Below are 12,634 nucleotides of genomic sequence, written 5' to 3' on the forward strand. Positions count from 1 at the left end.
TATGCCCATTCTTGCGTCATGTGCGTCTGCTATACCATATTCGTCAAAGGTGAATAGTTGTTGTCAAAATCCCGCACGCATCTGGGCGATTTTTCATAAAGGATTGATTGCACGCATCAATTCTCGCAATGATCGCAAGATGCGCTGCCTGCCCTTCTTCCTTTTGTTGCCTCTTGCCGTGACGGCAGGGCCCTATGACGGGGTCTATAAGCAAACCGTGAATTCCGAATGCTCGCTTGTCGGCGCCGATGGCGGTTCGCTGAAGATCGAGGAAAGCATCTTTTATGGTGTTGAGGTTGAATGCCGCATGGCGCGGCCGGTCGATATCAATGACATGAACGCCACGATCTATCACATGGAATGCTCCGGCGAGGGTGAAACCTGGACCGAGCGGGCGATGATCATGCATGACGCGGAAAAGACCGGCATCTACATGATCTGGGACGGTTACGCGTTTCGGTACGAGCGCTGCGAAGAGGGTGAGCTTTAGCGGCTCCCATCACTGCCCCACTAGAGCATCCGATTCACTGATGATGTTCTCAAGCAGGTTCAGGATCGCGCCATCCGCAATCACACCGCCTGTACTTTCCAGGACGCCGGCACTCAGCGGCTCTTGCGGTACCGTCATCGGCAGCGGGGTAGGTTGTCTGCCATCAAGCACACGCACCATCGTCTCCTGCCAGATCGTTGCGGGCAGGCCGCCGCCGGTTACGCCGGATAGCGGGCGGTTGTCGTCGTAGCCCATCCAGACACCCGTCACATAGTCGCCGGTAAAGCCGATAAACCATGCATCGCGTGACGAATTGGTGGTGCCGGATTTGCCCGCAATCTGCCAGCCGTCAATGCGCGCGCGCCGCCCAGTGCCTTCCTCGACCACCTTGGTCATCATCCACGTGAGTTGCCGCGCGGCATCGGTGCGGATGATCCGTTCGCGAATGCCGGCATCCTGCGCATCCATTAGCGATTCCGGATCGCCCTGAATACGCAGATCGGTCAGCCCGTACGGTTCGACAGCTGAGCCGCCATTCAGAATACCGGCATAGGCGCTGGTCATGTTCAAAAGCGTGCTTTCCGAAACACCTAGCGCCAGCGCGGGACCGGCGGCCAGATCACCCTGCAGGCCGAAACCATTCGCGACATTGCGGACAAGCTCGCGCCCTACGTCTTCGGACAACAGGATCGCGGGGATGTTGCGGCTCTCGGCCAGCGCCTGGATCATCGTGACGGGGCCCTTGAACGTACGGTCATAGTTTTGTGGGCACCATTCGGGTGATCCGCGCCGTTGCCAGCAGGTTGGCGCGTCTTCGATCATTGCGTAGGGCGACACGTCAAGGTCAAGCGCCGTGGCATAGATGAATGGCTTGAATGCAGATCCGGTTTGACGCAGCGCTTGCGTCGCGCGGTTGAACGCACCCGTGGCGCTGATGTTGCGGCCACCTACCATTGCGCGGACGGCGCCATCGGCAGACATCACAACGATGGCGGCCTGCGCCTCTGACCCTTCGCGGACGTCACGTTCAAAGACGGTCAGCAGCGCCTCTTCTGCCGCTTTCTGGATGTCCTGGTCCAACGTGGTGCGGATGATCACGTCTTCGGTTGTGCTGCGGGTGAAGAATTCCGGTCCGCTTTCCATCACCCAATCCGCAAAGAACCCACCCGATTGCTGGGCGGCTTGCTCCGACAAAGTCGCCGGGTTTGCGCGAGCATCATCGGCCTGGGAAGCTGTGAGGTAGCCTTGATCTTCCATCAGCCCCAGCACCAGCGCGGCACGGTTCTGCGCACGTTCAAGGTTGCGTGTCGGCGCGTTGGTCGACGGCGCGGTCAAAAGGCCCGCGAGCATCGCGGCTTGTGCGGGGTTCACCTGATTGGCCGACACGCCAAAGTACCTTTGGGCGGCGGCCTCAAAACCACGGCTGCCCGCTCCCAGATACGAGCGGTTGAGGTAGATCGTGAGGATTTCGTCCTTGGTATAGGCGATTTCCATCCCCAGCGCATAAACAGCTTCGCGTGCCTTGCGCCACAGGGTGGTGCGGCGGCAATCGCGTTCATAGGCGGCTTCTGATTCCCATGCGTTCTGGTCGTACGGCACGCCGAGGCACAGAAGCTTTGCGGTCTGCTGCGTGATAGTCGAGCCGCCGTGACCGGACAGAGGCCCGCGCCCTTCGCGCAGATTGATCCGGATGGCCGAGGCGATGCCGCGCGGGGAAATGCCGAGATGGCGATAGAAGCGTTTATCCTCGGTCGCGACGACCGCGTTGCGCAGATGCGGGGAAATCGTGTCAGTTGTGATCATGCCGCCGAACTGGTCGCCTCGCCAGGCGAAGACCTCACCCGTGAGGTCCGTCATGGTGACGGAGCCCCGTGTGCGCTGATCCACCAAATCGGTGATCGCGGGCATCTGTGCGGCAAAGTAAAACGAAAATCCTGCGATGATGAGTGCTGTGATCAGCCCAATGCGCCAACTGAACGCCCAGACAAGGCGCAAAATCCAGCGAAAGGGCAGAAGAATCCAGCCCAGCAAACCCTTCGGTCGCGCGGGCTTTGGCGCAGTTTTGCGACGCGGCGCCTTGCGCGCTGCGGGTTTGGCCGCCTTTTTCTTAGGCCCCGGTTTCCCGCCATTGCCCGCAGGATAGCGCCGTTCGGCCACCAAAGGTGACCGCTTTTTGCCGTTTCCACTCATGTTCCGCTCGACTGACTGGGTTGCTTGTTTTCTGCGATCATAGTGGAGGCGGATGCAAATGTAGAGCGCTGACATGCGCGGATATCCGTCTTTTTAATCTGCTTATAAATGAGGCGATTGGGATAATTTGTGCAAAAATTGTGCAAATGCACCCCGTTTCACGTGACGAAGGGCAGGCCGCAAGCTTGCCGACTCCGCAGGTGCACGCTTTGTCATCGTGGGCAAGCGCGCGCCGGTCCAAAAACCGGGGCCCGCAAGGAAATTGCAAGGGGAAGAACGTGAAACTCATCATTGCAACAATCAAGCCGTTCAAGCTCGAGGAGGTGCGCGAAGCGCTGACCACCGTGGGTGTGCGCGGCATGATGGTGTCGGAAATCAAGGGCTTTGGCTCACAATCAGGCCATACCGAGATTTACCGGGGCGCTGAATATGCCGTGAACTTTGTGCCCAAGGTCAAACTAGAGATCGTGGTGCAAGACAGCATGGCCGAGCAAGTGGTCTCAACCATCGCCACCACCGCCAAGACCGAGAAGATCGGCGACGGCAAGATTTTCGTACTCGACGTCGAAAGCGCGATGCGCGTGCGCACGGGCGAGATCAATGATGACGCGCTGTGATCGCGTAATGAGGGACAAAGTCATGAAATTTACCAAACTTCTATCGGTCGGGGCGGCGCTGACGCTGCTGCCGACATTCGCGCTGGCGCAGGACGCCGCGCCCGGCTTTGACGAGATCGGCCCCTATATCATGACCACCTTGCTGTTCCTTGTGGGCGGCTTTCTGGTGTTCTGGATGGCCGCCGGTTTTGCGATGCTTGAGGCTGGCCTGGTCCGGTCCAAGAACGTCACAACACAGTTGACCAAGAACATCGCACTCTATTCGCTGTCGGCCATCATGTACTGGCTCGTCGGCTTCAACCTGATGTATCCAGGCGATGCCTGGATCGTACCCGGCTGGTTCGGCACCTTCGCACCAACCTCGCTGGAGCCTGTTGGTCTTGCTGCTGGCGATGCGGCACTTGATTATGCCTCTGTTGCGTCGGACTTCTTCTTTCAGTTGATGTTCTGTGCAACGACGGCATCCATCGTGTCCGGTACATTGGCTGAGCGGATCAAGCTTTGGCCCTTCCTGATCTTCGTCGTGATCCTGACTGGTCTGATCTATCCCATCGGTGCCTCCTGGCAGTGGGGCGGCGGTTGGTTGTCTGAAATGGGCTTCTATGACTTCGCTGGTTCGACTGTTGTGCACGCAGCCGGTGGTTTCGCAGCGCTTGCAGGTGCGATCATCCTGGGTGCCCGGATCGGCAAGTACAAGGACGGTCAGGTCATCCCGATGCCGGGTTCAAACCTCGCCCTTGCTACGCTGGGTACATTCATCCTGTGGCTGGGTTGGTTCGGCTTTAACGGTGGTTCGCAGCTTGCCGCGGGTACCGTTGGCGACATCACCGATGTGGGCCGCATCTTTGCCAACACGAACATGGCCGCAGCCTCTGGTGCGATTGCAGCACTGATTATGACCAATGTGATGTACCGCAAGCCTGACCTGACCATGGTGCTGAACGGTGCGCTGGCAGGCCTCGTGTCGATCACAGCCAGCCCGCTTGAGCCAAGCCTCTTCGGCGCGCTCTGGATTGGTGCAGTCGGTGGTATCATCGTGGTCTTCGCGGTGCCATTCCTGGACAAGCTGAAGATCGACGACGTGGTTGGTGCCATCTCGGTCCACATGATCGCTGGCTTTTGGGGCACAATCGTTGTGCCGGTCTACGCCGCTGACGCCAACTTCGTGACGCAGTTCATCGGCTTCGTCGCCATCGGTGGCTTCACCTTTGTCGTCAGCCTCGTGGTCTGGATCATCCTGAAAGGTGTGATGGGCATCCGTGTCTCTGAACAGGCCGAGCTTGACGGGCTCGACGTGTCAGAGCTTGGGATGGAAGCCTATCCTGAATTTGCAAAGGGCTGATTTCCTTCCAGTCAGTTCTGCAAGACAAACCCGGGCAGATACGCCCGGGTTTTTTCGTTTAAGACAGGGGCGCGTCGCATTGCAACATCTGCCGCGATTACAGGCAATGTTGCAATAACCTGTCGCAAGATAGCGAGTGTATGGCCCATTCTGCGAAGAAATTGCGCCAACATCGTTCATATTGTCTCTCGTAGATGTATTCCCAGCGCGATTGGAGCTTTGTCATGATCCAGACACCTTATCTTCTGTTCCTCGGTGACGCGCCGGATCAGCTTGCTGCGAAAGTGGCGCAAGGGATCAAGGATTGGCGCCCGGAGAATGCGGTGGGGCAGTTTCGCTTCAAGGGCTGTGGCGCGGATCTGGGCATTCACGATCTGACATTGGAAGAGGCGCGCGCCGCCGGTGCACAGACGCTGGTGATCGGTGTGGCCAATCGCGGGGGTGTGATCTCGCAGGCGTGGAAGGATGTCCTGGTCGAGGCCTTGAAGATGGGATTTGATATCGCCTCGGGGCTACACAACCTCTTGCGAGACGAGGATGAGCTTGTTGCCGCGGCGCGCGTCAATGGCCGCAGCCTTTTTGATGTGCGCATCCCCTCGGTCGCCTATCCAATTGCCAATGGCAAGAAACGCAGGGGCAAACGCTGTCTCGCGGTGGGCACGGATTGTTCGGTGGGCAAGATGTATACCGGCCTTGCGATGGATACCGAGATGCGGCGCAGGGGCATGAAATCTACCTTTCGTCCGACCGGGCAGACCGGGATCCTGATCACCGGTGGTGGTGTGCCTTTGGACGCGGTGATTGCCGATTTCATGGCAGGGGCCGTCGAGTATCTGACGCCGGACAATGACCCGGATCATTGGGATCATATCGAAGGGCAGGGCAGCCTGTTCCACGTTTCCTATTCCGGGGTGACAATGGCGCTGATCCATGGTGGCCAGCCTGACGCGCTGATCCTCGCGCATGAGCCCACGCGCACCCATATGCGCGGCCTGCCGGATTACGACCTGCCCAGCCTTGAGGCCCTGCGAGATACGGCCCTGCCACTCGCCCGCGTGGCCAACCCGGCCTGCGAGGTCGTTGGCATCTCGATCAACACCCATCATTTGGCCGAGGATGAGGCGCTGGTTTACATGGCGGAGGTTGAGACGTGCATGGGCCTGCCGACAATTGATCCCTTCCGTCAGGGCGCGGGCCGTCTGGTTGATGCGCTGCCAGCGCTATGACTTTTATGCCTCCGGCGGAGGTATTTTTGAACATGAGAAGCAAGGTGCCCGCATGCAGATTGAGGTGACGCACGACGTTTTCCGGCTGGCGCAGGCCTTTACGATCAGCCGGGGGTCGCGCAACGAAGCGCGGGTGTTGAGCGTGACGCTCGATGGTCTGGGGCGCGGGGAATGCGTGCCCTATGCCCGCTATGGTGAGACGCTGGAGAGCGTGACTGCGCAGATTAGGAGTTTGCCTAGCGACATCACCCGCCAAAGCCTGCCAGACCTGTTACCGGCTGGGGCGGCCCGCAATGCGGTCGATTGCGCCTTGTGGGATCTTGAGGCCAAGAAGGCCGGGTGTCGCGTCTGGGATCTATTGGGGCTGCCAAAGCCCGCGCCCGAATTTACCGCCTACACCCTGTCACTCGACACGCCTGAGAAGATGGAGGCGCAAGCCGCCCTGAACGCAAAGCGCGCCTTGCTGAAGGTTAAGCTGGGCACGCCCGACGACATGGCGCGGCTGGAGGCCGTGCGCCGTGGCGCCCCCGATACCCCGATCATCATTGATGCGAATGAAGGATGGACCGCCGAAGTCTACGCCGAACTTGCCCCGCACCTGATCCGATTGGACGTGCAGATGGTCGAACAGCCGCTCCCTGCAGATGATGACGATATGCTGGCCGAGGTCGCGCGGCCCTTGCCCGTTTGCGCCGATGAAAGCTGCCATGACCGCGCCAGCCTGCCCAATTTGAAAGGCAAATACGACATGGTCAATGTCAAGCTCGACAAGGCGGGTGGCCTGACCGAGGCGCTCGCGCTAAAAGCGGCCGCGATCACCGAAGGCTATGGGATCATGGTTGGCTGTATGGTCGGCTCATCCCTTGCCATGGCGCCCGCCACGATCCTTGCGCAAGGTGTGGCATTCACGGACCTTGACGCCCCGCTCCTATTGGCCGAAGACCGGGACACACCGCTTTTATACGATGAACATGGCGTGCATCCGCCCGCCGCCGCACTTTGGGGCTAAACACTGATACCGCGCGATTGCATTGCTGCCATGAGCGGTCCTTCAAATGCGACTGTGTCGAGATATGTGTGATGCGTCATCAACTGGCGGGCCTCAATTTCGGCGATGCGCGCATCGGCGCTGTCCTGACTGTCAAAAACATTCGGTTGTGCGACCAATGCGGGTGGACCTGATGTGGGAACGCGGATGACAGCAAAACGACGCATGGTTGATCGTTATCATGCTTTCATTTGCTTGACCCACATAAATAAACCAGCAAGGAACAAAGAAACACGAAAGGGAGCCTACCAATGACCCGCACCGTCTATGTCAACGGCGATTACGTGCCGGAAAATGACGCCAAAATCTCGGTCTTTGACCGGGGGTTCCTGATGGCAGATGGCGTTTATGAGGTGACATCGGTGCTGGACGGCAAGCTGATCGACTTTGCGGGGCACGCCAAACGCCTTGAGCGGTCGCTCAGCGAACTCAACATGCCGCAGCCTGCGTGTCTTCCGGAACTTCTCGATATCCACCGCGAACTGGTGCGCCTTAATGGTGTGGAAGAAGGGATGGTCTATCTACAGATCACGCGTGGCGCGCCGGATGATCGGGATTTTGTGTTTCCTGATCCGGAGACAACCGAACCGACCGTCGTTCTTTTTACGCAGAACAAGCCGGGCCTGGCCGACAGCCCGGCAGCCAAGAAGGGCATCAAAGTCATCTCCATCGAAGACCAGCGCTGGGCGCGGCGGGATATCAAGACAGTCCAGCTTCTCTTCCCTTCAATGGGCAAGATGATGGCCAAGGCTGCCGGTGCCGATGACGCTTGGATGGTCGAGGATGGCGCAGTCACCGAAGGCACATCCAACAATGCTTACATCATCAAGAACAACACGATCATCACGCGCCATCTGGGCAATGAGATCCTGCACGGCATTACGCGCGCGGCCGTCCTCCGCTTTGCCCGCGAGGCGCAGATGAAGGTCGAAGAGCGCAGCTTTACGATTGCCGAAGCGCAAGAGGCGGATGAGGCTTTCATCACCTCGGCCAGCACTTTCGTGATGCCCGTGATCGAAATTGACGGCGCTGCTATCGGTGCAGGCGCGCCGGGCCCTGTAGCGACCCGGCTGCGCGAGATTTATCTGGATGAGAGCCGCAAGGCCGCTGTCTGAAGCCTCGCAATATCCATAAAAAAAGGCCCCGATGCGGATCGGGGCCTTCTCAATTCTGGTGCGGGACTTAGACGGCGATCTCGCCACCGTCCTCCTTGGTGACCACAACGACAGAGGGCCGTGGTGGCATGTTGTCATCGAAATCGGGCCAGCGGGTGGCTGGGTCTTCGAAGGTCGACGCACGCTCAAATCCGGGGAAATCACCTGTGCCGTCGGTGCCGGGGTGCTGCACGGCAAGGAACAGTGCTTTGTCCTCATCGGCAAAGTAAGGCCCGCAAAGCTCACCACCGACCGGGCAGCGGAAGAAGAGCTTTGAGTGGCCCCGCAGATCACCTTCGGTTTCCAGCGAATAGAGGCCATCCGACTTGCCTGTCCGACCCCAGCCAGAGCCCTGGTCGGTTGAGATCCAAAGACGTCCCGATGTGTCGATGGCGCAGTTGTCGGGCGAGCCGAACCAGCCATTCTCAGATGTCTCCGGGTTCCACATCGCACCCACCTCGGCGATGGTTGGATCACCGCAAAGAACAAGGATCGACCATGTGCCGAATTCGGCAGAGTGGTTTCCTCCTTCTTCCTTAATTTCGATGATGTGGCCAAAGTTCGATTCAGGCCTTGGGTTTGCAGCATCGACCTGCTCAGGCGTGCGGCGCGAGTTGTTGGTCAGCATGATATATGCTGTCCCGTCGCCGCGTGGCTGTGCGTCTTCGGGGCGGTCCATTGGTGTGGCACCCAGAAGGTCGGCGGCCAGACGCGTGTCGATGGCGATATCAGCCTGGCTTTCAAAGCCGTTCTCGGCGGTCAGTGGGCCTTGGCCATGGACCAACGGCAGCCAGTGGATCGTGCCATTCGGGTCAAAGCGTGCCACGTAGAGCGTGCCTTCGGACAAAAGGGTCGAGCCGAAATGGCTGTTCTCTTCGGTCACAGCTTCTGCCGACACCCACTTGTACTGATAGTCAAAGCGGTTGTCGTCACCCGAATAGATGACCAGGCGTCCATCTGAGGCGATGGTCGTCTCAGCACCTTCGTGACGGAAGCGACCCAGAGCCGTGTGCTTGATCGGCATCGCGTCAGGGTTCATCGGATCAACTTCAACGACATAACCAAAGCGGTTGGGCTCATTCGGCTCAATGTCGATGTTGAAGCGGTCATGGTACTGACCCCAGGCGTACCAGCGACCGGGAACGCCATAACGCTCCATCGAGGCTGCTTCGGGCTGGGCGGACACGTCCACGTCACCGTCGGCATCAACGACGTCAGACCAGAAGTAACCGTGGAAGTTCTCCTCGGCCATCAGGTATGTGCCCCAAGGCGTCATGCCACCGGCACAGTTGTTGATCGTGCCCAGCACGGTCATGCCAGCAGGGTCAGCGGATGTGCGCAGACGGGGGTGACCGGCAGCAGGGCCGTCGAAGGTGATCGGCGTTTCGGCGGTGATGCGGCGGTTGGCCGGGTTATCGCGGTTGATCGCCCACTTGCCGTCACTGCCTTTGACGATCTCAAAGACCGATCCACCATGGGCGGCCATTTCGATATCGACAAGTTCCTTCGTCATGCCTTGGAAACCGTCGCGGTCCTGACGGCCAAGGCCCGGGAACATCACCTCTTCATTGGTGTATTCGTGGTTGACGCAGAGCATGCCGCGGCCGGGTTCTATTTCGGCAAAGCCGACATAGTCGTTGTTGTAGCCGAACTGCTTGGACTGTGCTTCGGCGGTTTGGTTCATGACGTCGAAGTCGGGCGCATCCGCTGTGATCGGATCACCCCAACGCACGAGGATATCTGCATTGTAGCCGTCGGCGATGTGGTGATTGACGTCATTACCCCACTGCAATTCGTCAAAGACAAATCGGCTATCAGCGGCCGACTGCGCGCGGGCGGCGTTGGGAGCGGTCAAAGCCGTCGTACCAAACAATGCGGTTGTCGCAGTGACGCCCAATGCCCCGCGCAGCACATCGCGACGGCCATAGCGTTGTTGGATCACATCACCGATTGTGTTGCCAAGATTTGGGTTGGTTGGGATGTCGTCGAAGGCTTCAAAGGCTTCGGCCTTATTTCCGTATTCCGAACTCTGGATAATGTCATGCCGTGACATGTCTCTGGATCTCCCCTAGATGTTTGAGCTTTGCAGGCTGAACAGGACCTGCTCTAGGCGACCTGCTAGTACCCGTTCTTAAAAGTTAGATGACAACGATAGCACAGGGTGACCCAACCCGCATAATGCGGCTGACCGTCACAGTGCGGGATATGTCCGGCGGGAGCCACGGTGAGCACCCGTTTCGAACCTGAAGTCAGCCTTGCGCTTGTGCCTGCAAGGCTTGGGCGCGTTCAGGCGGAACGCCCAAAACTTCCTCGATCCGGTGAAGAAGCGTGTCTTCTTCGGTGTGGATTGTGCCATCCACCAACGCGACCTGCCATAAGGCAAGCAGAGTGGCCTCCTTCTCGGCGGTGCTGATCGCGTGCTCGAGGATCGCGGCAATTTCTGATGTTCGCGGGATTTCTTTTTCCAGAACCTCGCATTCGGCACGCATCTTTGCCGCCTCAACCGGGTTCAACTCGTGCCGCTTGGCAAGGATTTTGTCGATGACGACGATCTCCTCAAAAAGATACGCGTCATCGGCTTTGGCGGCCCGCACCAAGAGTGCGCCCAGCGCATGCGGTGCGTCCGCTTCGGGCAAAGGCGTCTTGTATCCGGCCGGATTGCCGAAAAAGGCGGTAAGGCGTTCGAGCATGTGAGTGGCTCCGTCGTTCTCGCTTAGCGATAGGCTAACCTGACATCTGTGCTGAGGCCATTGCAATTGTAACCTGTCAAGACAGCTTTGGCTCGAAACATTCAGGGTGACCAATGGCAGATATGAGCCCAAAGAAACGGATGCTACGGTCTGCGTGAATGTGCGCCTTCCTAAAAAACTGTTCAAACAGTCTACGTTGCCGCTAGCATGCGAAGCGCGGTTACACCGTTACTGGATTAAGGCGAAGGGTCTGCCCGGAAATGACTTTTGATATGCTTCCCAACAAGATCATGCGGGAGCCATCGAACTTGGCGGCTCCTGTTTGGCCAGACTGTGGGAAAGCATTTGAACTTAACGAGTTTTATCGGCTGTACGAGTCTTGCGGAGGAGAAATCGGCCAAGCCTACATCTTCTTTTGGTCAACCAAAGAAATCGCAGAGTACGAGCCCATCAGGGTTGAGTGTTACCCTGCCACTTGGAGAATATTTGCTAGCGACGGTGGTGGCTGGTATTTTGGCTTCTGTGATGAAACCGACAAACCGCGCTTTTTCTCCTGCGACCCAGTTGATCCAACCGGGAGTGTAACTTGGCTGGGGCCATGGCCGGAGTTCATTCAGCTTGTGAGCAAAGCAAATTACGTCTGACTTCAATCAGTACCTACAAAGCAGTCATTGATGTATGTGCTTTCAATGCCGACTTCGTGCCGCAAACTAGCCCTTACCCATGCGACGTTTTGAACGCCTCTTTGGCCTCGGCGCTTGCCTCGGTCTGGTACTTCTCTTTCCATTCCGCAAACGGCATCCCGTAATACGCCTCGCGCCCCTCATCCTTGCTCATCTCGATGCCGCGTTCATTCGCGGCTTCCTGATACCATTGGCTCAGGCAGTTTCGGCAGAACCCGGCGAGGTTCATCATATCTATGTTCTGCACATCCTTGCGGTCTTCCATCAGGTGCTTTTGCAGGCGGCGAAAGGCGGCGGCTTCGATTTCGATACGGGTTTGGTCGTCCATCTTTTCTCTCCCTCACAGGCCGGAATTGGCGAGTACGTCATTCAATATAGGAGCCAATCGTTCGGCCCAAAGTCTTTGCCCTGCTGCATCCGCGATCAGGTCCTGACGCAATTCGATCAGCACATTGGGCCGCCCATGTTGTAAGGCGTGGCGGTCAACCGCGTCGCCGGGCAGGTGCCCGGCATAAGGTTGGTTTTCGCCCGTGCACCAGCCTTGGGCGCGGCAGGCCTCGATAAACGGTCGCGCCAGCCGGTCGTCATGTGCGTAGAGGATGCCAATCTCCCAGGGCCTTGGATGCCGTCCTTGCAGGCGGGGTGTAAAGCTGTGTACAGCGCAGATCGCAGGTGATCCCATCTTGTTGGCGAGATCTGCATAAGCCGCATGATAGGGGCGATAGAGACGGCGCAACCGCTCCTCTTTCTCGGCGTCATCAGCGTATTTGTTGCCGGGGATAATGGTGCCGTCATAAAGCCGCATCATGATCGTCGGATCATCCTCTCCCCGGTTCGGGTCACAGACCAGCCTGGAAAAACGGGACAGGATCGCGGGGCTCTCCATCAGGTCGGCGAGATGCCGTGTCACGCCGGCTGCGCCGATATCGTAAGCGATGTGACGGCCCATATCGGCAGGCGGCAGGCCCAGATCACCGCCATGCACCCAATCGGGGATGTGGTTTGAGGCGTGATCACAAGCGATCAGCCACCGCCCGGGTCGATCTGCCCCTATGATTTCAAATGGTTGGTCGGTCATGCAGTGTCATTCCTTTGTCACCGCGTTTAGGCTAGTTGTGAAGGGAAGGGAATTGCGTATAACGGGCGCAACATCGCCGTTACCGCTAACGGTGCCGGAAATTGGAGGGACCAAAG

General features: G+C 58.4%; 13 protein-coding genes. 7 read left to right on the top strand and 6 right to left on the bottom strand.

The features are described from left to right. Window positions 1-139: 139 nt before the first annotated feature. A complete protein-coding gene (locus SLH47_RS10235) occupies window positions 140-490 on the top strand; it encodes a hypothetical protein (protein ID WP_320239394.1) in 351 nt (116 codons plus the stop codon). A gap of 9 nt (window positions 491-499) precedes the next feature. Here the strand turns inward: SLH47_RS10235 and SLH47_RS10240 are convergent, their stop codons facing one another. Beyond that, window positions 500-2,680 (bottom strand): PBP1A family penicillin-binding protein, encoded by a 2,181-nt coding sequence (locus tag SLH47_RS10240; protein ID WP_320239395.1) that lies wholly within the window; start codon window positions 2,678-2,680, stop codon window positions 500-502. Between the two features lie 278 nt (window positions 2,681-2,958). Between SLH47_RS10240 and SLH47_RS10245 the strand changes: the two genes are divergently transcribed. From SLH47_RS10245 to dgcA, 4 genes are all read left to right on the top strand, one after another. Beyond that, entirely contained in the window at window positions 2,959-3,297 is a 339-nt protein-coding gene (locus tag SLH47_RS10245) for a P-II family nitrogen regulator (RefSeq protein WP_320239396.1), read from the top strand. Between the two features lie 22 nt (window positions 3,298-3,319). After that, window positions 3,320-4,639 carry an ammonium transporter gene (locus SLH47_RS10250; protein ID WP_320239397.1) on the top strand — a complete coding sequence of 440 codons (1,320 nt, stop codon included), beginning with the start codon at window positions 3,320-3,322 and terminating at the stop codon, window positions 4,637-4,639. 224 nt (window positions 4,640-4,863) lie between these two features. Continuing rightward, the gene (gene dgcN, locus SLH47_RS10255; RefSeq protein ID WP_320239398.1) at window positions 4,864-5,865 is read left to right on the top strand and encodes an N-acetyltransferase DgcN; all 1,002 of its coding nucleotides are present in this window, start codon (window positions 4,864-4,866) and stop codon (window positions 5,863-5,865) included. A gap of 52 nt (window positions 5,866-5,917) precedes the next feature. After that, entirely contained in the window at window positions 5,918-6,874 is a 957-nt protein-coding gene (gene dgcA, locus SLH47_RS10260; protein WP_320239522.1) for an N-acetyl-D-Glu racemase DgcA, read from the top strand. On the opposite strand, the gene SLH47_RS10265 is transcribed toward dgcA, so the two are convergent. Next, window positions 6,871-7,080: a hypothetical protein gene (locus SLH47_RS10265; protein WP_320239399.1), complete on the bottom strand. Its 210-nt coding sequence runs from the start codon at window positions 7,078-7,080 to the stop codon at window positions 6,871-6,873. The two genes, dgcA and SLH47_RS10265, sit on opposite strands and share 4 nt — an antisense overlap. Before the next feature lie 84 nt (window positions 7,081-7,164). On the opposite strand from SLH47_RS10265, the gene SLH47_RS10270 reads away from it, so the two are divergent. After that, entirely contained in the window at window positions 7,165-8,028 is an 864-nt protein-coding gene (locus SLH47_RS10270) for a D-amino-acid transaminase (RefSeq protein ID WP_320239400.1), read from the top strand. A gap of 67 nt (window positions 8,029-8,095) precedes the next feature. Here SLH47_RS10270 and SLH47_RS10275 read toward each other — a convergent pair whose 3' ends face one another. Beyond that, window positions 8,096-10,120, bottom strand: coding sequence for a PhoX family phosphatase (locus SLH47_RS10275; protein WP_320239401.1), 2,025 nt, complete (start codon window positions 10,118-10,120; stop codon window positions 8,096-8,098). A gap of 196 nt (window positions 10,121-10,316) precedes the next feature. Next, window positions 10,317-10,757, bottom strand: coding sequence for a TerB family tellurite resistance protein (locus tag SLH47_RS10280; RefSeq protein ID WP_320239402.1), 441 nt, complete (start codon window positions 10,755-10,757; stop codon window positions 10,317-10,319). 260 nt (window positions 10,758-11,017) lie between these two features. On the opposite strand from SLH47_RS10280, the gene SLH47_RS10285 reads away from it, so the two are divergent. After that, window positions 11,018-11,401, top strand: a complete 384-nt coding sequence (locus SLH47_RS10285) for a hypothetical protein (RefSeq protein WP_320239403.1) — start codon at window positions 11,018-11,020, stop codon at window positions 11,399-11,401. Between the two features lie 73 nt (window positions 11,402-11,474). Here the strand turns inward: SLH47_RS10285 and SLH47_RS10290 are convergent, their stop codons facing one another. Beyond that, the gene (locus SLH47_RS10290) at window positions 11,475-11,768 is read right to left on the bottom strand and encodes a DUF1244 domain-containing protein (protein WP_320239404.1); all 294 of its coding nucleotides are present in this window, start codon (window positions 11,766-11,768) and stop codon (window positions 11,475-11,477) included. 12 nt (window positions 11,769-11,780) lie between these two features. Continuing rightward, on the bottom strand, window positions 11,781-12,518 hold the full coding sequence (locus tag SLH47_RS10295; RefSeq protein WP_320239405.1) for an N-formylglutamate amidohydrolase: 738 nt from the start codon (window positions 12,516-12,518) through the stop codon (window positions 11,781-11,783). Window positions 12,519-12,634 lie beyond the last annotated feature (116 nt).

Origin of the sequence: Cognatiyoonia sp. IB215182, from assembly GCF_033963905.1 — a bacterium.
Lineage (GTDB): Bacteria > Pseudomonadota > Alphaproteobacteria > Rhodobacterales > Rhodobacteraceae > Yoonia.